This is a genomic window from Acidiferrobacter thiooxydans (assembly GCF_003333315.1).
In the GTDB taxonomy this organism is placed as follows: domain Bacteria; phylum Pseudomonadota; class Gammaproteobacteria; order Acidiferrobacterales; family Acidiferrobacteraceae; genus Acidiferrobacter; species Acidiferrobacter thiooxydans.
Map to the genome: position 1 here is coordinate 1,156,381 of NZ_PSYR01000002.1, position 21,404 is coordinate 1,177,784.

At 64.4% G+C, this 21,404-nt stretch carries 22 protein-coding genes and 1 pseudogene; 3 read left to right on the top strand and 20 right to left on the bottom strand.

The window, feature by feature from the left end; translation table 11 throughout:
• Positions 1-5 precede the first annotated feature (5 nt).
• The 9 genes and pseudogenes from C4900_RS12600 to C4900_RS12640 form a co-directional block, all read right to left on the bottom strand.
• Positions 6-1,322, bottom strand: coding sequence for an arsenic transporter (locus C4900_RS12600; RefSeq protein WP_065971301.1), 1,317 nt, complete (start codon positions 1,320-1,322; stop codon positions 6-8).
• 215 nt (positions 1,323-1,537) lie between these two features.
• A complete protein-coding gene (locus C4900_RS12605; protein WP_065971309.1) occupies positions 1,538-1,894 on the bottom strand; it encodes an ArsR/SmtB family transcription factor in 357 nt (118 codons plus the stop codon).
• 153 nt (positions 1,895-2,047) lie between these two features.
• Positions 2,048-2,853: pseudogene (gene truA / locus C4900_RS12610) on the bottom strand (tRNA pseudouridine(38-40) synthase TruA).
• Positions 2,841-5,048, bottom strand: coding sequence for a DNA topoisomerase IV subunit A (gene parC / locus C4900_RS12615; RefSeq protein WP_114283192.1), 2,208 nt, complete (start codon positions 5,046-5,048; stop codon positions 2,841-2,843). Before parC ends, truA begins: the two are co-directional and overlap by 13 nt.
• Positions 5,048-6,940 carry a DNA topoisomerase IV subunit B gene (parE, locus tag C4900_RS12620; RefSeq protein WP_325048174.1) on the bottom strand — a complete coding sequence of 631 codons (1,893 nt, stop codon included), beginning with the start codon at positions 6,938-6,940 and terminating at the stop codon, positions 5,048-5,050. The genes parC and parE overlap by 1 nt, the downstream gene beginning before the upstream one ends.
• The gene (locus C4900_RS12625) at positions 6,940-7,521 is read right to left on the bottom strand and encodes a DUF3501 family protein (protein ID WP_114283194.1); all 582 of its coding nucleotides are present in this window, start codon (positions 7,519-7,521) and stop codon (positions 6,940-6,942) included. The genes parE and C4900_RS12625 overlap by 1 nt, the downstream gene beginning before the upstream one ends.
• Before the next feature lie 22 nt (positions 7,522-7,543).
• Positions 7,544-7,840 carry an encapsulin-associated ferritin-like protein gene (locus tag C4900_RS12630; RefSeq protein ID WP_065971306.1) on the bottom strand — a complete coding sequence of 99 codons (297 nt, stop codon included), beginning with the start codon at positions 7,838-7,840 and terminating at the stop codon, positions 7,544-7,546.
• A gap of 33 nt (positions 7,841-7,873) precedes the next feature.
• Entirely contained in the window at positions 7,874-9,223 is a 1,350-nt protein-coding gene (locus tag C4900_RS12635) for a heterodisulfide reductase-related iron-sulfur binding cluster (RefSeq protein WP_114283195.1), read from the bottom strand.
• A 72-nt stretch (positions 9,224-9,295) separates the two neighbouring features.
• Complete coding sequence (locus C4900_RS12640) at positions 9,296-9,715, bottom strand: rubrerythrin family protein (RefSeq protein WP_110136173.1); 420 nt, start codon at positions 9,713-9,715, stop codon at positions 9,296-9,298.
• A 161-nt stretch (positions 9,716-9,876) separates the two neighbouring features.
• Here C4900_RS12640 and pilB point away from each other — a divergent pair, with 161 nt between their 5' ends.
• The 3 genes from pilB to coaE all read left to right on the top strand — a co-directional run bounded on the left by pilB (position 9,877) and on the right by coaE (position 13,334).
• A complete protein-coding gene (gene pilB, locus C4900_RS12645; protein WP_233431985.1) occupies positions 9,877-11,604 on the top strand; it encodes a type IV-A pilus assembly ATPase PilB in 1,728 nt (575 codons plus the stop codon).
• Between the two features lie 235 nt (positions 11,605-11,839).
• Positions 11,840-12,739, top strand: a complete 900-nt coding sequence (locus C4900_RS12650) for a prepilin peptidase (RefSeq protein ID WP_083995602.1) — start codon at positions 11,840-11,842, stop codon at positions 12,737-12,739.
• Complete coding sequence (gene coaE / locus C4900_RS12655; protein ID WP_065968816.1) at positions 12,732-13,334, top strand: dephospho-CoA kinase; 603 nt, start codon at positions 12,732-12,734, stop codon at positions 13,332-13,334. The genes C4900_RS12650 and coaE overlap by 8 nt, the downstream gene beginning before the upstream one ends.
• Before the next feature lie 16 nt (positions 13,335-13,350).
• Here the strand turns inward: coaE and C4900_RS12660 are convergent, their stop codons facing one another.
• The 11 genes from C4900_RS12660 to C4900_RS12710 all read right to left on the bottom strand — a co-directional run bounded on the left by C4900_RS12660 (position 13,351) and on the right by C4900_RS12710 (position 21,225).
• The gene (locus C4900_RS12660) at positions 13,351-13,605 is read right to left on the bottom strand and encodes an ACT domain-containing protein (RefSeq protein WP_065968817.1); all 255 of its coding nucleotides are present in this window, start codon (positions 13,603-13,605) and stop codon (positions 13,351-13,353) included.
• A complete protein-coding gene (locus C4900_RS12665; RefSeq protein WP_114283530.1) occupies positions 13,590-14,660 on the bottom strand; it encodes a malate dehydrogenase in 1,071 nt (356 codons plus the stop codon). Before C4900_RS12665 ends, C4900_RS12660 begins: the two co-directional genes overlap by 16 nt.
• Positions 14,661-14,788: 128 nt before the next feature.
• Positions 14,789-15,196, bottom strand: a complete 408-nt coding sequence (locus C4900_RS12670; RefSeq protein ID WP_211306950.1) for a roadblock/LC7 domain-containing protein — start codon at positions 15,194-15,196, stop codon at positions 14,789-14,791.
• Between the two features lie 58 nt (positions 15,197-15,254).
• Positions 15,255-15,665, bottom strand: coding sequence for a hypothetical protein (locus tag C4900_RS12675; protein WP_065968819.1), 411 nt, complete (start codon positions 15,663-15,665; stop codon positions 15,255-15,257).
• 4 nt (positions 15,666-15,669) lie between these two features.
• Positions 15,670-16,266: a protein-tyrosine phosphatase family protein gene (locus C4900_RS12680; RefSeq protein WP_114283197.1), complete on the bottom strand. Its 597-nt coding sequence runs from the start codon at positions 16,264-16,266 to the stop codon at positions 15,670-15,672.
• Between the two features lie 41 nt (positions 16,267-16,307).
• Positions 16,308-16,676, bottom strand: a complete 369-nt coding sequence (locus tag C4900_RS12685) for an ATP-binding cassette domain-containing protein (RefSeq protein WP_114283198.1) — start codon at positions 16,674-16,676, stop codon at positions 16,308-16,310.
• A 342-nt stretch (positions 16,677-17,018) separates the two neighbouring features.
• A complete protein-coding gene (locus C4900_RS12690; protein ID WP_114283199.1) occupies positions 17,019-17,561 on the bottom strand; it encodes a GTP-binding protein in 543 nt (180 codons plus the stop codon).
• Positions 17,562-18,221 carry a hypothetical protein gene (locus C4900_RS12695; RefSeq protein ID WP_147267192.1) on the bottom strand — a complete coding sequence of 220 codons (660 nt, stop codon included), beginning with the start codon at positions 18,219-18,221 and terminating at the stop codon, positions 17,562-17,564.
• Positions 18,222-18,549: 328 nt separating this feature from the next.
• A complete protein-coding gene (locus tag C4900_RS12700; protein ID WP_065968823.1) occupies positions 18,550-20,157 on the bottom strand; it encodes a sigma 54-interacting transcriptional regulator in 1,608 nt (535 codons plus the stop codon).
• A gap of 105 nt (positions 20,158-20,262) precedes the next feature.
• Entirely contained in the window at positions 20,263-20,502 is a 240-nt protein-coding gene (locus C4900_RS17395; RefSeq protein WP_083995603.1) for an FmdB family zinc ribbon protein, read from the bottom strand.
• 69 nt (positions 20,503-20,571) lie between these two features.
• Positions 20,572-21,225: a beta-class carbonic anhydrase gene (locus C4900_RS12710; RefSeq protein WP_114283201.1), complete on the bottom strand. Its 654-nt coding sequence runs from the start codon at positions 21,223-21,225 to the stop codon at positions 20,572-20,574.
• Positions 21,226-21,404: the final 179 nt, after the last annotated feature.

Consider the following 21,404-nt stretch of genomic DNA (forward strand, 5'->3'; position numbering starts at 1 on the left):
TCGGATCACCCGGGCCCCAGGGCGCGCAGCCAGAGCGCGAGCGCCGCCAGTGTCGTCAGCAGCACCACCGGCGTCATGATGAGCCCGGCACGCATATAGGTCCGCCACGAAATGGTCTGTCCCTTGCGCGCCAGTACATGCAACCAGAGCAGCGTGGCAAGACTCCCGAGCGGCGTGAACTTCGGCCCAATATCGCAGCCGATCACGTTGGCGTAGATCATTGCCTCACGGGTGGCGGGCGCAATGGCCACGACATCATGGACGGCAAGAGACCCTACGAGCACGGTCGGCATATTGTTCATGATCGCCGACAGGAAGGCGCTCACAAACCCCGTCCCTATGGTCGCCGTCATGAGTCCATGGGCCGCTAACCCTTGAAACAGCCGCGCGAGCCACATCGTAAGCCCGGCATCGCGCAGACCATAGACGACGAGGTACATACCGAGACTGAACACGACGATCTGCCAAGGGGCCTCGCGCAGCACACGCGCGACCGGCACCACGGCCCCCCGCCCCGCCCGCCAAACACGCGCCGCAACCAGCAAAAGGATGAATGCCGCAAGTCCCGTAAGCAGCGATACCGGGACCTGCAGACGCCCGGCCAGGAAATAGCTGACGAGCAGCAAGACGAGCACCGGCCACGACAGGCGAAAGAGCAGCGGGTCCTTGATCGCAGCTACCGGGTCCTCGAGCCGCCCCAGGTCGTAGTCCCGCGGAATGTCGCGCCTATAGTAAATCCAGAGCATGGCGAATGTCGTAAGGCCGGCCACCACGTCCACCGGCGCCATGACCATGGCGTAGCGCCGAAATGGGATATCGAAGAAGTCGGCCGAGACGATATTGACGAGATTGGAGATCACAAACGGCAGCGAGGTGGTGTCGGCGATGAAACCCGTGCCCATCACGAACGCCAGTGCCGCCACCGGGGAAAACCCAAGGGCCACGAGCATGGCAAGCACGATGGGCGTCAATATGAGCGCCGCGCCGTCATTGGCGAAGAACGCGGCGACCAGGGCCCCTAAGAGAATGATGAGGGGAAAGAGCCTACGGCCGTTCCCGCCCCCGGCACGCGCCATATGCAAGGCCGCCCAGTGAAAGAAGCCGGCCTCGTCTAGCAAAAGCGAGATAATGATGAGCCCCACAAAGGTCAATGTCGCGTTCCAGACGATGCCCCACACCGTGGGAATGTTCTGGACGTGCACAACGCCGAGCACCAAGGCCACGAGCGCGCCGAGCGTCGCACCCCAGCCGATACCAAGCCCCTTGGGCTGTACGATCACCAAAAAGAGTGTGAATATAAAAACCGCGACTGCCAATACCATCTCTACCCCTCCCCACTCAGCCCAGTCGCCCGCTATTTCCCGTACGCACCGCTAGCCGGTCGCGGCGGGCCAACCCCGCCCGGGACGCAACCGGTGTGGCGCACACGGGCATCGCAGAATGCCTACGCCTCACTCCTCGTGCGAAACGCCCCCCACGGGATACCCTGGGGATCGTATTCTCGCGAACGAGCCTGCGACTTCAGCCATGGGCCGGTTTAGCGATCGCCGGTGTCGCAGCCGCTCGGCCCGGACTGCCGCCGCACCTCCAGGCGCCGTACATCGTCGACCAATGCGCCCGCGCCCGGGGCCTTACGTAGGGCAACGATGACGGCCGCCACCCACGGCGCAAGGTCGGGATGGCGCCGGTAGTACACCCAGGTGCCGCGCTTGCGCACGGCCACCAGTCCGGCCGTGCGCATCACCGCAAGCTGGCGTGAGACAACCGCCTGTGGCAGACCCAAGGCCGCCGTAAGGTCGCACACGCAAAGCTCTCCCACGGCCTCGAGCAGCACAAGGAGACGCCGCCGGACGGCGTGGCTCAATACCGGAAAAAGGTCGTCCTCGGTGGTCATGCGCCTATTATATTCCATATTCTATATATATGCGCAAGAATATATAGCCCGATCGAGCGTGACCACGGGCCCTACGGTCAGGCCCGCGGTCACGGCGGTCATTACCTCATCCCTCACCCTGGCCCCTGGTCGCCCCACGACCGGGGCCGAGGCTCAGCCGTTCAGGGGCAGCCCCGCGCCGACCGCGCCCCGGGACACGGGGATGTCGTAGCGTTCGGGGTACTCGACGGCCTCGAGATAGAGGCCGTGCGGGGGGCAGTAATGCCGGCCATGGCCCGCTCGCGGGCGGCCAGCACCTCGGCCGCCCATGCCACCGGACGCTCGCCCGCGCCGATCGCCGCCAGCACACCGGCGATGTTGCGGACCATGTGGTGGAGAAAGGCGTCGGCGCAGATCACCATGACGACAAGCGGCCCGCGGCGCTCGATGGTCAGGGAATGAACGGTGCGCACGGGGGTTTTGGCCTGGCACTGCGCAGCCCGAAACGCGCTGAAATCGTGGCGGCCGATCAGCGCCGCGGCGGCCGCCTCCATGCGCGCGGCATCGAGCGGCCGATAATCGAAACTCAGCTGATCGCGAAACAAGGCCGGGCGTGCCCGCCGGTTCAACCAGACGTAGCGGTAGCGGCGGGCGCGCGCCGAGAACCGGGCGTGGAAGTCGTCGGGCACCACGCGCGCCCACAACACCGCGACGTCGCAGCCGAGGTGGGCATTGGTGCCACGCACGAAGGCCTCGGGGCGGCGCTCGGCATCGCTGTCGAAATGCACCACCTGGCCCAGCGCATGCACCCCGGTGTCGGTCCTGCCGGCGGCGACTACCCGTATCGGCGTGCAGGCCACCTTTGCGAGCGCCTGCTCGAGGGTATCCTGCACGGTCGCGACACCGACCTGACTCTGCCAGCCGCAAAACCGCGCGCCGTCGTACTCGACACCGAGCGCCCAGCGGGTCACGGCGTGCAAGACAGATCGATCAGCCCGCGCGCGGCCTCCGGCAGGGCCTTGCCACGCGTCGCGCGCGCCCCCTGGAAACGGCGCCGATCGGCGGGGGTAAGCGTGAGCGACCGACGCGCCCCTATCAGCACGAGCGACTGCGCGGCAGTGCCCGAGGCCACGGCGATCACCTTCTCCCCATGTGCGTCCAGAAGCCTCACGCCACGGCCCTTGGGCATCACCGGAAGATCGGCCTCGGCCAGCACCAACAGGTGGCTTGCCGTGGCGCATGCCACCCAGCCGCCCCTCGCCACCAGCACGGGCCTCAGAAGCGATGCCCCGGCCTCGAGCCGCACGACCGCCTTGCCGGCCTTGGCGCGTGTCTGAAGATCGGCGAGAGGGACCTTGAAACCCTGACCGCTGTCGGCCACCAACAGCGCCTCGTCGCTGTCCTCACCCATCAACACGCCCTGGAACGTCACCCCGGCCCCCGGCTCCAAGGTCTTTGACAGCGGCTCCCCAAAGCCCCGCGCCGAGGGCAGCTTGTGCGCGAGCACCGCATAACTGCGTCCGGCGCTGTCGAGAAAGATCGCCGGTTGTGTGCTGCGGCCGCGCGCCGCCTGACGGAAGCTGTCACCCGTGCGATACGACAGCGCCGCGCCATCGATCTCGTGGCCGCGCGCCTGACGTACCCAGCCATTGGCCGAGAGCACCACGGTCACGGGTTCGGCGGCCAGATCACCCAGCGCGATCGGACGTGCCACAGGCCGCTCCCGCAGCGGCGAACGGCGTTCGTCACCATAGTCCTTGGCGTCGCGCACGATCTCATCTTTCACGAAACGCCTCAATCGCGCCTGCGAGCCGAGCAGGCGCTCTAGGCCGGCGCGCTCCTGAGACAGCCGGTCACGCTCCTCTTTGAGCTTGATCTCCTCGAGTCTCGCGAGCTGACGCAGGCGTATCTCGAGAACTGCGTCGGCCTGGCGCTCGCTCAGGGAGAACCGTGTCATGAGCGCCTCACGGGGCTCGTCCTCAGTGCGAATGAGACGTATGACCTCGTCGAGGTGGTCGAAGATCGTGAGTAATCCCTCGAGGATGTGCAGGCGCTCGTTGATCTTATCGAGGCGAAAGACGAGCCTTTTGCGGACCGTGTCCACACGGAATGCGAGCCACTCCGAGAGCAGTTCCCGCAGGCCATAGACGCGCGGCCGCCCGTCCGACCCTATGAGGTTCAGATTGACGCGATAGCTCTTCTCAAGATCCGTGGTCGCAAACAGATGACCCATGAGCGCCTCGACATCCACGCGATTCGAGCGCGGAACGATGACCAGCCGGGTCGGATTCTCGTGGTCGGATTCATCGCGCAAATCCTCCACCATCGGCAACTTCTTGTTGCGCATCTGCTCGGCGATCTGTTCCAGTATGCGGGACCCCGACGCCTGGTAGGGCAAGGCGGTGACGACGATGGCGCCATCTTCCTGCTCCCAGACGGCACGGGCACGCACGGAACCGCTCCCGCTCCGATAGAAGGCGACGATGTCTTCGCGTGGCGTCACGATCTCGGCGCCGGTCGGGTAATCAGGTCCCAGCACATGCTCGCAAAGCGCCTCGACAGATGCCTTGGGATCCTCCAAAAGCCGTACACAGGCCGCGGCAATCTCGCGCGCATTGTGCGGCGGGATATCGGTGGCCATGCCGACGGCGATACCGGCGGCGCCGTTTAGCAGGACATGCGGCAGGCGCGCGGGCAGGACGCGCGGCTCCTCCAGCGTGCCATCGAAATTCGGTACCCAGTCGACAGTACCCTGACCGAGCTCGGCTAGCAGCATCTCGGCGAACCGCGACAGGCGCGCCTCCGTATAGCGCATCGCCGCGAACGACTTGGGGTCGTCCGGTGACCCCCAGTTGCCCTGGCCATCCACGAGCGGATAGCGGTAACTGAAGGGCTGGGCCATGAGCACCATGGCCTCATAGCAGGCGGTATCGCCGTGGGGATGGAACTTGCCGAGGCAATCGCCGACGGTGCGCGCCGACTTCTTGAATTTGGCACCGGCGGCGAGCGCGAGCTCGGACATCGCATAGATGATGCGCCGCTGCACAGGCTTCAAGCCATCGCCGATATGGGGCAGGGCGCGATCCAGGATGACGTACATCGAGTAGTCGAGGTAGGCCTTCTCGGTGAACGCCACGACCGGCATGTGCTCGCTCAGGAGTTCGGTCTGCGCCATTACGCCACCTCCGCCTTGTTACCGCTGGTCTCGAGCCACCGCCTGCGGTCGGCCGCGCGCTTCTTGCCGAGCAGCATGTCAAACGAGGTATCGGTACCATCGCCGTCGGCCAGCAACAGCCGCACAAGCCGGCGCGTATCGGGGTTCATGGTCGTCTCGCGCAACTGCACCGGATTCATCTCGCCCAGCCCCTTGAACCGCTGCACATTGGGCTTCACGCGCGTGCGGCCGGCGGCAATCTTGTCGAGGATTCCTTGCTTTTCCTTATCGTCCAGGGCGTAGTAGACATCCTTGCCGGCGTCGATCCGGTAGAGCGGCGGCATGGCCACATGCACCCGCCCGGCGGCGACCAGGGGACGGAAGTGGCGCACGAACAGCGCGCACAGCAAGGTGGCGATATGCGCGCCGTCGGAGTCGGCATCGGCCAGGATGCACACCTTTCCGTAGCGCAGTCCCTCAAGGGAATCGACCCCCGGATCGACGCCCAGGGCGACGGCGATGTCATGGACCTCCTGGGAGGCAAGGATCTCTCCCGAATCCACCTCCCAGGTATTCAGGATCTTGCCGCGCAAGGGCATGATGGCCTGGAAGGTACGGTCACGCGCCTGCTTCGCGGACCCCCCCGCGGAATCCCCCTCGACCAGAAAGAGTTCGGTGCGCGCCAGATCCTGGCTCGTGCAATCCGCGAGCTTCCCCGGCAACGCCGGCCCGTTGACCGCCTTCTTGCGCTCGACCCTCTTGGCGCGTCGCTCCCGGGCCTGCGCGCACTCGATGGCGATTCTCGCGATCTCCGTGCCCTCGGCGACATGCGCGTTCAACCACAGCGCAAAACTGTCCTTCACCACCCCCGCCACGAACGATGCCGCCTCGCGCGAGGTGAGCCGCTCCTTGGTCTGACCGGAAAACTGCGGCTCCTGCAATTTCGCGGACAAGACGAACGCGATCTTCTCCCACACATCCTCGCCGGCAAGCCTGAGGCCGCGCGGCAGAAGGCTGCGAAACTCACAGAACTCCCGCAACGCGTCGGTAAGCCCTACCCGAAAACCATTCACATGGGTGCCTTCCTGCGGGGTGGGGATGAGATTCACATAGCTTTCGCGAATCGGCGTCGGGCCGTCCTCGCCCTGCCACACCACCGCCCACTCCACCTGCTCGCCACCGCCGGCCGTTGCCCCGATGAACGGCGCGGCGGGCATCGCCGGACGGTCATCAAGGGCCTCCATCAGATATTGGCCAAGCCCCTCCTCGTAATACCACTCGGCGTCATCGCCGGGATCCTGCTCCGAACGGAATGTCACGCGCAGACCCGGGCACAACACCGCCTTGGCCTTCAGCAGGTGCTTTAGGCGCGCAGGCAGGAATTTGGCGCTATCGAAATACCGGGCCTCCGGCCAGAAACGGATCGTGGTGCCGGTATCCTTGCGCGCGACCGGGCCCACCACCGCCAACTCGTCGACCTTGTCGCCGTGCGCGAAGGTCATGCGATAGAGCTTGCCGGCACGCTTGACCGCGACCTCGAGGCGCTCGGAGAGGGCATTGACCACCGATACCCCGACGCCGTGCAGCCCCCCCGAATACGTGTAGTTCTTTCCCGAGAACTTGCCGCCCGCGTGCAGGCGCGTGAGGATCACCTCCACGCCGCTCACCCCCTCCTCCGGGTGGATGTCGACTGGCATCCCGCGCCCGTCGTCCTCCACCGTAAGCGAATCGTCCTTATGCAAGGTGACCACGATCCTGTGCGCATGCCCGCTGATGGCCTCGTCGACGGCATTGTCGATGACCTCCTGCGCGAGATGATGGGGCCGATCGGTCTGCGTATACATGCCCGGACGGCGCCGGACCGGCTCAAGGCCTGTCAGGACCTCGATGTCGGACGCGTCATAGCGCGCCATCAGGCGAGATCGGCGAGCAGCGCTGTACGCTGTGCCTCCATCAGGATAGTCTCGCCCTGATAGGCGGGGTGATCTATGCCGCAGGCGATCATCGCCCCGCCGCGCGCGGCGGCGACAAGCTCCGGCGTCAGATCGAAGCGCAGAAAATGCACAGATGAGGTCTTGTCGTCGTTCTCGCGCCCCATGTCCTCGTCGGCCAGCGCGTAGACCCGCGGCCGATCGGCGACCCGGACATAGACGCGCGTCGCCACGCCCGACAACCGCGCGAGCGCCGTGCGCCGCTCAGCCACATCCTCATATTCGAGCATGAAGGTCGCCTTCCAGTTGGCGCCGTCGGGGATGAGCGGGTTATAGGCGTTCAGCTCCTCCTCGATGTCGCGGGCCTCGAAGATCTTCTCGATGCGCAGCATCTCCTGGATCTGATACTGGATCGTGAGACGGTCTTCGAAATACAAGGTGGCGTGCGCCCCTATGGCCACCTGCCGGTCGCGCTTGTGGGCCATGACGCGCGCCCGGAATGCCGGCCGCTCCTCGGCGTATTTCTCGAGAGACATCAGGTCTTTGCGTGTCAATGTCTGCATAAAACCCTCGCGTTCAGCCGGTTTAGCCATGCTCCTTGGCGACGATGCTGCCGTCCTTGAAGAGGTACTTGCGCAACTCGCGATCGAATACCGGATCATGACGTCGGATCCACTCGAGTGCCATGGCCGCATGCTCCTTCTCCTCGTCGCGGTTGTGGGCTAGGACCCCGCGCAGCTCCGCATCCCGACAGGCATCCACCCGCTGCTGATACCAGTCGATGGCCTCCAATTCCTCCATGAGCGAAATGATCGCCCTGTGCATCTCGCGGGTCGCTTCCGTAAGCTCCGATGCCGTTTCATGCAAGTCTTCGTGTGCCATACCTTTGCTCTCCTTGCCTTGGGTGGATATTCCTCAATCGATGCCGTAAGCACGGCGCAGCAGCGCGTAACGCGAGACCGGCGCGGCCTGCGCGCCTAGGCCCTGAGCGAGGTGGTGGCCGGCTATCGGGCAATCACTCATGAAGTGATCCGCGCCGGCCGCGCGGATGCGCGTCACCACCGGGCGTCCGATCTTGACCGCGTCCTCGTAGAATTCCGTCTTCACGCCGTAGGTCCCGTCATGCCCCGAACAGCGCTCTATCACTTCGATCGTAGTCCCCGGGACCATCATGAGGAGATCGCGGGTCTTTAGACCGATGTTCTGCACACGCTGATGGCAGGGGACATGATAGGCGATCTTGCCGAGCGGATTGGGAAAATCCGTCCTCATGCGTCCGGCCTTGTGGCGCAGGAGCAGGTACTCGAAGGGATCGAACATGGCCTTTTGGACCTTGGCCACCGCCGCGTCGTCGGGAAACAGAAGCGGGAGCTCCTGCTTGAACATGAGCACGCAAGACGGCACCGGCGCAACGATATCGTAGCCCTCGTCGACCAACGCGGCAAGCCCCGCGATGTTCGCCTCCTTCAGGGCGGCGACGCCTTCGAGGTCGCCCACCTCGAGCTTCGGCATGCCGCAACACCGTTCCGAGGCGTAGAGGTGCACGCCGATCCCATTGTGCTCCAGCACGCGCGCGAGATCGGTGACAAGGTCGGGTTCGTTGTAGTTGCCAAAGCATGTCGCGAAAACGATCACGCGCCCCCGCGTCTCGGGGGTCGGTTCGGGGGTCAAGGACGCGGATTGCCAGCTCTTATGGAAGGTGCGGCTGTGATAGGCCGGCAGCCGCGCGCGCGCGTCCACACCGAGCGCGGACTGCAACAGGGCGCGCGCTGCACCGTTGCGGTTGGCGGCGTTGACCACCTGCGCGACAACCGGGATACCCGCGAGTCTCCCGACCGCATCGGTGCTGGTCAGGACACGATCGCGCAGGCGCGTCTTACCCGCGCGGAACTTCGCGGTCTTGGCGCGCAGCATGAGGTGCGGAAAATCCACATTCCAGGGATGCGGCGGCACGTACGGACATTTCGTCATGTAGCACATGTCGCACAGATAACACTGATCGACGACCTTTGCGTAATCGGCATGGTCGACGCCCTTAATCTCCATGTCCGCGGAGTTGTCTATGAGGTCAAAGAGCGTAGGGAACGCCTGACAGAGATTGAAGCATCGGCGGCAACCGTGACAGATATCAAAAACCCGGGTCAATTCGGCGTCGAGGGCGGTGGGATCGGTAAAGAGCGGATCACGCCAGGCAATGGGGTGGCGTGTCGGGGCCTCGAGATTCCCCTCACGATTGACCACGGCCTTGTCCGATTCTTTTTCCATCTCCCTCCTCCTCCCAGAAAGAAGACGGGCCGACAATGCCGGCCCGCTTCGCGCATAGCCTATTGTAAGGGCCTACTTACCGAGGCCGTCGAGCGCCTTTTGGAACCGGTTGGCGTGCGAGCGCTCGGCCTTGGCGAGCGTCTCGAACCAGTCAGCGATCTCGTCGAAACCCTCGCTACGCGCGGTCTTGGCCATACCCGGATACATGTCCGTGTACTCGTGGGTCTCGCCGGCAATGGCCGCCTTCAGGTTGTTGGCGGTGCTGCCGATCGGCAGATCGGTGGCCGGATCGCCGACCGCCTCCATGTACTCGAGATGGCCGTGGGCATGACCCGTTTCCCCTTCTGCGGTGGAACGAAACACCGCCGATACGTCATTGTAGCCCTCAACGTCGGCCTTGGCGGCGAAATAGAGATAGCGGCGGTTGGCCTGCGACTCGCCGGCGAACGCGGCCTTGAGATTATCGTGGGTTTTGGTACCTTTCAGGTTCATCGTCGTACTCCGTGTGGGTGTGGATTTAGAATTAGTCTAAATTATACCAGGCGTCCGGTCAAGGGCGGCCGGTCCGATAAACAGGACTGGCTAAGTACGCCAAGTTGACTACTATAGATAGCCATCTCCATATGATACCGGGCAAGGTCGAATCTGTATCCATGGCGACAGTCCATCCGATGGTAAATGACGGCGTGTTGTTGACAGGGCTTGCGGCGCGCCTCGTGCGCGACCAGCTGTTGACGCCGGCTGAGGTCGAGCGCCTGAATGCCGAATCGCAGACCAATAAGGTCTCATTCGTGACGCGGCTCGTGGAGAGCAAGAAGCTCGACGCCCTGACCATCGCCAAGGCCGCCTCCGAGGAATTCGGTATCCCGCTACTTGACATCAGCGCCTTCGACAGCGAGACCTTTCCGATCAAGCTCGTCGACGCCAAACTCATAAGGCGCCACCGCGTGCTGCCGATCTTCAAGCGCGGGAATCGCCTGTTCGTGGCCGTGGCCGATCCCACCAATCTGACGGCCTTAGACGAGATCAAGTTCAACACAGGACTGCTCCCCGAGCCCCTGCTCGTCGAAGAAGGTAAGCTCGGACAACTCATAGACCGCAATCTCAGCGACCCCGGCGATTCACTGGCCGACATGGCGGTAAGCGAATCCCTGGAGGGCATCGATGCGGGCGGGGACGGCGCCGAACCCGCCGATGCCGTCGCCGAAAGTGACATCAATGACAAGCCCATCGTCCGCTTCGTCAACAAGATCCTGCTCGACGCCATCAACCGTGGGGCCTCGGACATCCACATAGAGCCCTACGAGCGGACTTACCGGGTCCGGTTCCGGACCGACGGTGTCTTGCAGGAGGTCGCCGCCCCGCCGATCGCGCTCGCGGCGCGCATCGCCGCGCGCGTCAAAATTCTGGCGCGACTCGACATATCCGAGCGCCGCATTCCGCAGGACGGACGCATGAAGATCCGTGTATCAAAGACGCGCGCGATCGATTTCCGGGTGAGTACCCTGCCGACGCTGTTTGGCGAAAAGGTCGTGATGCGTCTGCTCGATCCGGCATCGGCCTCGCTGGGCGTCGACAAGCTCGGGTTCGAGTCCGACCAGAAGGCCATCTACCTGGAGGCAATCGAGCGGCCCTATGGCATGGTCCTTGTCACCGGACCGACCGGCAGCGGCAAGACCGTAACCCTGTATACCGCACTCAATATCCTAAACACCCCGGATCGCAATATTTCGACCGCCGAAGACCCGGTCGAGATCAATCTTGCCGGCATCAATCAGGTCAACATCAACGAACGCGCCAAGCTGACCTTCGCCACCGCACTGCGCGCCTTTCTGCGCCAGGACCCCGATATCATCATGGTCGGCGAGATCCGCGATCTCGAGACCGCAGAGATCGCGATCAAGGCCGCGCAGACCGGACATATGGTGATCTCGACTTTGCATACGAATGATGCGCCCCAGACCCTCGGGCGGCTCGTGAACATGGGCGTGCCCCCCTTCAATATCGCCTCGGCGGTCAATCTCATCATCGCCCAGCGCCTGGCGCGGCGACTGTGCGTGCACTGTCGCAAACCCCTGGAACTCCCGGAACCAGTCCTGCGCCGGGCGGGCTTTCGCGCGGAAGACATCCTCGGCCTGAAGATCTTCGGCCCAGGGGGCTGCGACCAATGCAACGGCGGCTACAAGGGGCGCGTCGGCATCTATCAGGTCATGCCGGTAAGCCCGGCGATCGGCCAGATCATCATGAACGGCGGCAACGCCAATGACATCGCCGAGCAGGCGCAAAAAGACGGGGTCTCGGACCTGCGTCAATCGGGCCTGAAAAAGGTGCGCGACGGCATCACGAGCCTCGAGGAAGTGGAGCGCGTGACCAACGAATGACAAGACACGGGCCACCCATGACCCGGCATGTCTGAAGCGGACTCAGGGATTGCCGGCGCGCCCCGGGCCATGCGCGGTAACCGTTCGTCGACATCCTCCCCCTGAAGACCAGGGGATTTCTGGCCTTACGATCGCGATTCCCGCTTCACGGAGACTCATCCATGCGGCCTCACGGTAATATAGGAAGTACGGTGTCTCCAAAGGCCGGTCCGGCGGTTAAAAAGTGGCGCGCCGCATGCGCTTACCGAGCAAGGGCGGTGCGCCACCCATGAATGGTATCCCGCTCGCCTCCGACCCTGTCGCAGGCTATCTGTTCGTGGCCGTCACGGGCGCTGTTATTGGAAGCTTTCTCAGCATGCTCGTCTATCGCCTGCCGATCATCCTCAAGCGCGAGTGGGAACGCGACTGTCGCGAGGCCCTGGCGCTGCCGGCGACCGACGTCGCCGAGACCTTCAACATCGCCTGGCCCGCGTCCCACTGTCCGCAATGCCATGCGCCCCTCAAGATCCGGGACAACATCCCGCTCTTTGGATACCTGCTGCTGCGCGGACGCTGCCGCCATTGCCGGGCACCCATCCCGCGCCAATACATCCTGATAGAGGTCCTGACGACGCTCGCCGCCATCGTATCTGTCGCGCACTTTGGGATGACGCCACGTGGCGGGTTCGCCTTTGCGCTCACCGCCGCACTCATCGCATTGACCTTCATCGACATGCGCGAGCAGATCTTGCCCGACACCATCACCCTGCCGTTCCTCTGGCTCGGACTGCTCGTCAATCGCGCCGGCCTTTATGCATCGCTCGACTCGGCGGTCGTTGGCGCTGCCGGTGCCTATGTGTTTCTCTGGCTGGTCTTTCATATATTCCGTCTGATCACCGGCAAGGAAGGCATGGGCCGCGGCGACTTCAAGCTGTTTGCCCTCGGCGGGGCGTGGCTTGGCTGGCCGATGCTGCCGCTCGTGCTGCTGTTCGCCTCCCTGACCGGCGCCCTCTACGGGGGCGCGTTGATCGTGAGCGGGCGCCAGACACGCGCCACCCCCATGCCCTTCGGTCCGTTTCTGTGTGCCGCCATCTGGCTTGCCCTCTTCTATGGCTGGCCGCTCACGACCCTGTACCTGCGCAGCGTCCATGGCTAGTTACCGTGTTGCGCTGACCGGCGGCGCAGGTGCCGGCAAGTCGGCCGCCGCGCAGGTCTTCGCCGAATGCGGTGCGGTGGTCGTAGATGCCGATCAGATCGCCCATGAACTTCTGGAGCCGGGGCAAGCCGCCAATGCCGCCGTGCGCACGGCCTTCGGGGACGACCAGATCGCCGATAGCGAGGGACGCATCTTGCGCCCGCGACTGCGTGAGCGCGTGTTCTCCGACCCCCGCGCACGTAAGACCCTGGAGGCCATCCTGCATCCCCCGATCCAGGAACTCATGAGGGGCAGGTCCAGAGGCGCGCGGCCCTATGCCGTGCTCGTGATCCCGCTGCTTGCCGAGACCGGGCGCCCCCCGTGGATCGATCGCGTCCTCGTCATCGACGCCGAGCCTTCGGTACAGCGGCGCAGGCTGCAGGAGCGGGGGCTCGATGCGATCAGTATAGAGCGGCTGCTGGCCATCCAGGCATCGCCCGCCGTGCGGCGCGCGCTCGCGGACGATATCCTCGAAAACGCCGGATCGCTGCAAGCCTTGGCGGAGGGTGTGCGTACCCTCCATGCACGCTATCAGGCGCGCGCGACGACACCTTGAGCGGTTCTGGAACCCATCAGGCGATTGCGATCACACACTCCAGTCGAGAGAGCATACGTACGATCGCGATCCGGCGCGCGGGTTCGGCCTGGAAGCGGAGGGTGATGTCCATGGTCCCCGAGTCGGGGGCGGCCGGAGGGATCTGAATCGCATCGATAGACAGGCCGCGCGTCGAGAAGATCGCCGAAATGACATGCAGGGTCCCGGGCTGGTTGACTACGCGCAGGCGTAGCTCGTGACGCTCAACACCGTCGTTCAAATCCTCGTCCATGTCTGAATCTTCTCCTGCACGCGCACCGCCGCCGCCAGGAACAGCTGGCGTTCGCCATCCGTCATGGAGAGCGGATAGGCCGATTCCCAACCCTTGGTATTGACGATGATCGGCACGCCGATGGAGGTATGCACCCCCTCGAACTCGCCACGCAACTGCACCTGTGCAGCCACCACGCTGTCGCGGCCACCGACAATGGTGCACACGAGATCGACAGTCGCGTTCGCGGTCGCGACGTCGGTCTTGGCCCCGGAAAAAAGCGTCAGGAAGGGCCCGATTACGACCCGGACATCCGGGGCCAGGGTATCGAAGAGGGCAAAGGCCTCGCGTATGCGGCCTTCTCGGACGATCTGGATGACCTGCGCGCGCGCCGCACCGACCGAACCGGGATAGTCCGTGCTGACACGCCCGCCACGCACGGCATGAATCGCCCGGCGCGTCTCACTGTCGGAAAATCCCTGAACGATGACACTGCTCCACAAGGGCACCAGGCCATCCCCGTGCTCGCCTATCGCCATGGCGCGCACCGCCTGCCGGGAGACATTGATGGAGCGCGCCACTTCACGCCGAAAACGCAGGCTGTCCTGATAGGCCCCTATGCCGATGACCCGCTTACGGTCATAGCGCGCCGAGAAGATGTCTACCAGAAACTCCACCGGATTCGTAACCACGACCACGATCTCATGTCCATGGCCATAACGGCACAGGGCGTCGGCATAACGGATAGCGAGCGCGCGATTGACGATCGCCAGGTCATCGCGGCTCGGCATGGCCGCCTTCGTGTCCTGATCGGAATGGATGGTCGCGCCGGCCGCCATGATGACGATGTCGGCCACCACATCCTCCGGCTCCAGGGCTACATCGAGCAACGGACAGTTTTCGGAAAAGGCGTCTTTCAGGTCTTGGCAAAAGCCATAAAGCGCCGCGGCGCTACGTCCATCACGTCGGCCCACGAGCTGCAACCGGTCCGTGGCGCCAAGGAGTCTTTCCATGATGATGCGTATGGCAATCTGCCGCCCTATGGAGCCATTTGCACCTATGATTGCGATATCCATGTCGCCGTCCCATTGTCCCATGCTGGCCATCAGGGCACGCCGTCGGCGGGCCCACCGGCTTTATGATACGCCCCCGGGATGGGTATCGGCAGACATCCGCCGCTGCCGAGTCAAGCGCGATCCCCTTCTCAAGGAGACTGATCGAGTAGCCCACGAATGCGCGCCGCGACCTTGGTGGCCTCGAGAAACACCATGCCGAGATTGACGGTTTGCCGCGCCGCGACCGCAAGAACACCATCGCAGCCGGCCTGAACGAGCAGCATCGTGCCATGTTCACCCTCGATCATGACGCGCTTTAGTCGCCCGCGGTGTACCTCTTGCGCAGCCCGCTCGGCCAGCGCCAAAAGCGAGGCACACATGGCGGCGTAACGATCGGCGGCGATATGCGGATCGAGCATCGACGCAAGCATGAGCCCGTCGCCGGATATGACGGCCGACGCCTCGATATCGGCGGATAAGGCGTTTAGCCCCCGGAGCGCAGACCTCAGCTGGCTTGCCCGATTCAGAGGGGATTTCTGCATTACTTGAGCCAACATGACAACCTCCTTGGTAATCGATTGGACAGCGGTTCTACGCCGGCGCGTGATAGCGTTCTTACACGACCGACTCGATATCCGGCAACGCCGTACGGGCCTTCATGATCGCCATCCCCAGATTGGCGGAACGACGGCACACGAAAACGACCACATGATCGGTATGTGTCTTACCCCTTAGGAAGAGATGCAGGAGGTTATCGCTCGTAATGATCATCTCCTGGAAATAATGATAGCCGCCGTCAGCCGGGAGACCGCGGGCCTTCTTGAAGAGGTTTTCTATGGTCACCACGTTGGTCCCCTGGAAGAGATCCGACGTGGCCGCCGAGAGCAGCTCCAGGACCTCCTGGGGATGCGAATCCACGGTCCGGATGCCAAGCAGCATGCCGGTACTGAGATCCACATAGCCCGCCGCCACGCACTCCGGGATCGACACAATGGCCTTCTGAAGATGACCTTCGAGATCGGACATACCGTTACCTCTCCTGTGGGGAATGATCGGGTATCGAATGCGAGGAACGGGCGACCGACACCGCAAACTCCTCGAGGAATCGCGCCTGCGACTCCGACTGGATCCAGCGCGCCTCGATACGCCGCGCGCCCTCCACGGCATCGAGGGCGCTCGCGCCCTTCCATATGAGATAGGCAGCGAGCACAGTCCCCGTTCTGCCAAGGCCGGCCCGGCAGTGCACGGCGATGACATCGCCGCAGGCCAAGAGTCGGTCGAGCGCCCGGCAGATCTCATAGGCCTGATCCGCTGTGGGAGGCTCCCTATCCGGTATCGGGAACCACAGCGCGCGCAGGTCGTGGGCATCCAACGCCGCGGCCTCGATCGGCGTCTCGGTCAACGATACAAGCACCGTGATACCGACGCGGCGCAAGGCCCGCAGGTCATGATCGATGTCGAAAAACACCCCGGGCTGAGGCGTGCCGGCGAGCCGACCCTTGTACAGCCATAGAAAACCGCGCGGGCCGCGGGCGGGCCCCGCCTGGCGCTGGCCCGCCTGCGGTATCGCGGCCGGCAAGGGGGCCGCCAGGTCCAGGTCGTCCGGCGGCGCGCCGGGCGCGGGCATAGCGCACGTCCCGGTGCGCACATAGGCCTGCCCGGCGGCAGTCAGCGGCGTGGAAAAAAGGCCTGCGTGGCGCGGGCCTCCTGGACGACGCCTCCGGCCAGTAACACGGCCCGATCGGCCACGAAGCGCACATGACGCTGATTGTGGAGGGCTATAAGCACCGCGCGCCGCTGCGCCTCCTCCTTGAGTAAGGCCAATAGACGCAGCGCATCATCCTCGTCGAGACCGGTGGTCGGTTCACCGACAAAAAGCACGCGGGGGTCACCGTTCAGTACCCGCAACACCGCCAGCATCCGCTGCCAGACCAAAGACAGACCGGCAGCCGGCTCGTGCAAGCGGCCCACGAGTTCCGCAAGCCCCGACCGGTGAAGGCCCTCCCGGGCCCACACGCACTGCTCCTCGCAGGTCATCCGCGCGCGACGCCAAGCCGTGCACGAGGTTGTCGAGCACACTGGCTGTGATCATGCGCGCGCTCTGACATACCAGGGCAGGCCTTGCCGTCGCGCCCACCGCAAGGCCCGCAAGGCGCGCCTCACCCCAGGTGCGCAGGGAGGGGTTGGCATCGTTGAATCCCGCGAGCGTCCTTTGCAGCGTCGACTTACCGGTCCCGGCGGGCCCCAAAAGCGCGGTCACGCCCATTTTCGGCAATACCATATCCACGGAACTCAAGACCACACGTTCACCAAACGCAACCCCGTAGCCTTGCAAGTCAAGGGCCCGGTCAGGCGCATCGGTATGGCCCAACGCCGCGATCATCGGCGCAGGCTCGGATCAAGCATGGCGAGCAGAACCTTGAGGAGCATCGCGATGTCCTCGCGCGATCGCGCATCCACTGTGAGAATCGGGATCCGCAGGCCGTGCGCCAAGGCCCACGTCTGATAGGCGGCAATGGAAGGCCGCGGCTGCATGTCGGTGCGCGTGACACCAACAACCACCGCCGTCCCGGCGACCAAATCCTGGAAGGCGTCCAGATAAAAGCGCAGATCCGCAAGAGGGTCGGGGCGCGCATTATCCATGAGCAGGACAACGCCCAGACTCCCCGTCGCCAGGATGTCCCACATGAAACGAAACCGCTCCTGACCCGGCGTCCCGTAGAGGTGCAGTTTGCCTCCGCCATCCAACATGATGACACCGTAATCCATGGCCACCGTGGTGCGGCTCTTGCACATCGCCACATCGTCGGTGGCGCGCGCCTCGGTAGTCACCACCGGGATGTCGCTGATGGCGCCGATGGCGGTGGTCTTCCCGGCGCCGACCGGCCCGGCAAACATGATCTTGTGTTCTGCATCCGCCATCTAGCGCCCCGCCAGCCGTTGCAGAATCAGCCCGAAAACGCCGCGCTTGGCATGGGGACGCAGCGCCGGAGGCTCGGGTTCGCGATTCAGGAGGCGCGTGAGGCCCGCGCAGTGTGCCGCCGAATACAGCCGATAAATGTCCGGGGCATCGATGTCGAGCACGCGGCTTGCGAAAAGAATGGAGGTCGGATGCCGGCTCAAGAGTGCCGCCAGCCGGATGGCCTGTTCGCCGCCGGGCAGGCGCGTGACGTTCGGCCAGCGCACGAGCTCCACCACATCATAGTGGTAGCAACCCCTGACGAGCCGACCTTGCGAGGCATGATAGGCGGCCTGCCATAACAACTCGGCGACATCGTGACGACCGCCGCCCCGGTCGTCTACGGACACCACCTCGACCCGAAAATACGAGGCCGGGAGCGTACAAAGCGTCGCCATATCGTAAATGTCGGCGGTGAATGTCCCTTCGCCCCCGAACACCTTGAGTGTGCCGTCCCCGTCGAGTGCGATCTCGATCGTCTGCCGGTTGGCGACAGCGCGCTGAATATGATGCAGGACGTAGTCCTCAGGATGGAAATGCGACGTCTCGCGACGCGCGTCGATGCCCGCGTCCGCACCATGTACCGGATCCATAGCCCCCCGATAGGCCTCGCGCCCTGCCACAACTCCCGCTCCCGGGTCACGAGCCCCTCGATGGATACGCTACAGCAAGGAACATGGCACCGGGCCCGGGGCCGCCGTAGACGCCACCGCGCGCCCCCGTCCGCGGCACGCGCACGACACGTCCTGCCGCTGGCCTTTTCGGCGCACGCGTACTCGGCTTTGGTGCATGGCGGCATGCCACGGGGTCGCAACGGGGGCTTTGCGGCGGCGGGCGTAAGGCGCCGGGATGAGGTCGGCCTGATCCTGCGATCGGCCACGACGCGGTGTTCTGTCGGGTAACCGACAATGCGCGCACGATTCGCGCAGAGACAAGGGTAGGATCGGGCGGCTATCGACGGCGGGCTGTGCGCCCGTCGCCCCGATAGGCGGCCGCCGCCAGGGCATAGCGCTTGAGCTTCTGATGGATGGCGCGGCGCGTGATCCCCATCTCGCGCGCCATGGCCGTCACATTGCCATGGTGGCGCTCGAGCGCATCCTGAAGCACGCGGGTCTCGATAGTCTGGGTCGCCCGGCGTCTGGCCGCATGCAGCATTCCGCCGGTGCCCGGCGACTGCGCGTAAGGAACGGCGATACCGCTCCCATCATGTAAATCGACATCATCGATCACACGGCCGGGGGTAAACAAAAACGCCCGCTCCAGGACGTTTTCGAGTTCGCGGACGTTACCGGGCCACGTATGGGCCATCACCTGCCCCCAGGCACGATCACTCAAGGACTTTGACGGACCACCATGGCGTTGTGCCAGCGCCGTGAGCAGGTGATGAACGAGGCCGGCCACATCCTCCGGGCGCTCCCTAAGCGGCGGGATGCATACCGGTACGACATTCAACCGGTAATAGAGATCCCCGCGGAATTGGCCGGCGGCGACCAGCGATTCGAGCGGTCGATTGGCAGCCGCCACCACGCGTACGTCGACATGGCGCGCCTGCCCGCCACCGACCCGTTCGAACTCGCCTTCCTGCAAGACGCGCAGCAGATTGGCCTGCGAGAATAACGGCAGGCTGTCGATCTCATCTAAGAACAACGTCCCTCGATCGGCGCGCTCGAACAGGCCATGATGAAGGCTGTGGGCCCCCGTAAAGGCGCCCTTTTCATGGCCAAATAGCGTCGTCTCTATGAGATTGGAAGGAACAGCGCCGCAGTTGACGGCCAGGAACGGGCCGGCACTGCGGGAACTTAAGGCATGGATGGCACGGGCTACGATCTCCTTGCCGACCCCAGTCTCTCCGCTTATGAGGACACTGGCCCGCGTCGGTGCCACCTGCTCCACGGCCCTCAGTATCTCGCGCATGGCGCGGGATTCGGCCACGATCAGAGGCCGGTAATGCGCGCCATGCGCGCGTCCGGACGGGCACAGGGCGTGCGCCATCTTGTCGGCAACACGCACGCTGATATCCGCCAGGGCCTGCCGCGAAACGACCGTCTCGCCTTCGCTCACATACTCGTCACCCGCCTGCCCCTTGGCCGCTTCCCGATCTGTATAGATGCACACCTCGCAACGATCATCGCGCAGTGCGATGCGCCTCTTCAGCTCGACCTTCGCATAGCCGAAATTGCGCGCGGCGATCCCGCCGAAGACCGAGGCCGTGGTGCGGCACAACTCCGGGGCATCCCGTACGCGCGCGCCGAACGGACAGCGATGATTCTCGACGTGCACGACCCCCTCGGCGCCCGACACGGCCTCGAATTCGCCGCCGATCGCGTTTTTGATGTACAAGATGAGTCGCTGATAGTGTTCGCGATCGATCTTTTCGGGCAGATTCATCTGCTGGCGCGCGTAGAGTTCGAGACAGCTGCTGGCTGTAAGGCCGAGGTATTCGATGGCGTCGTGGCGCGGAGCGCCGGGGGCCAGGCCGGAGAGCTTGACGCTTTGCGTCACGAACATCTGCAGAAACGACAGCGGACTCAAGTCCGCGAGCGGGTCCTTGTTCGTCATGGCGTAAATCCTCGCGCATCAGCCCCGTGCGTGGCGCAATGCCAGGCCAGGTGCCGGACGATGGCCCACCAGTATAGGGCGATCACGCCGGGATCGAAAGCGTGCCTAGTGGTGCCGGCAGGACGTGCCGCACGTCTGGCAGGGCACCGAACGGGACGACTCGAGCACGCGCACCGCGTCCTCGCGACCGTGGGCCATGCGCGCATGTATGGCGGGCGCCGCCGATATCACCGGTCGTAACGGGCCTTGGCAATGCGGGCAGCATGGCCGAGGCGCGCCGATCCGGTGGCGGATCGTGAGATGATTGTCACATCGCAGGCAGTGGTAATCATAGGTGGGTGCCATAGTCGCTCCAGAAATCCATGAGAAAAATCGAAGAGAGGCAGGGGCGCCGCATGGGCGCCCCTGCAGGGCCTAGGTCCAGCGCGGCGGCTGCCGACCGGTCAGTCCGAAGTCCGCGGGGGTGACATCGGTGCCCTCGCGTCCGCCCTTGTCGCGACGCGGGGCACGCAAGCGCCGGGTCTCGACCTCCCAGATCCAACCGCTGATCGTCACGTCTTTGGGAATCAGCGGGTGCGCGCGGAAGGTCTCGATGGTCTTAAGGCATGTGTCGTCCACGTCATCCATCATGCCGATCCACTTGGCGAACGCGCCCTTTGCCAAGGTGAGCTCCGGCAAGGTCGGGTCGAGCGTCACCGCATCGGGGTCCACGCCCCGCTCACGCAGGGTCTTCTCGAGATCACGCGCGTTGGCCGACAGCATCCCGCATTGGGTATGCTGAACGATCACGATCTCGCGGGTCCCGAAGAACTGGCAGGTCAGCATGGCCGAGCGGATGGCATCATCGGTCACGATCCCGCCGGCATTGCGGAAACAGTGGGCATCGCCGCCGCCGGCGGGCGTATCGACATGGATGCCGAGCGCCTCGTCGACGGGGAGGCGCTCATCCATGCACGCCAGCACCCACAGCCGGCGATTGTTGGGGCCGTTGGCCCCATAGCGACGCCGCTTGGCCCATGCGCCATAGGCGGCGACGCGCGCCGTCAGTTCCTCGTTCAATGTCGTCATGTCGTGATACTCCTTGTCTTGGGAAGGATAAGGTGCCGGGCCCGTAAAAAACCTGGAGCGCCGGGTACCGAGACCTTAGGGCAAGGACCGTGCCGGGTCGGGGCCCTGGAAAAACCTGGCCTCGGGCAAATCTCGTGGGAAGCGGCGCTACACCATTTCCGGATGCGTGGCGGTTATAG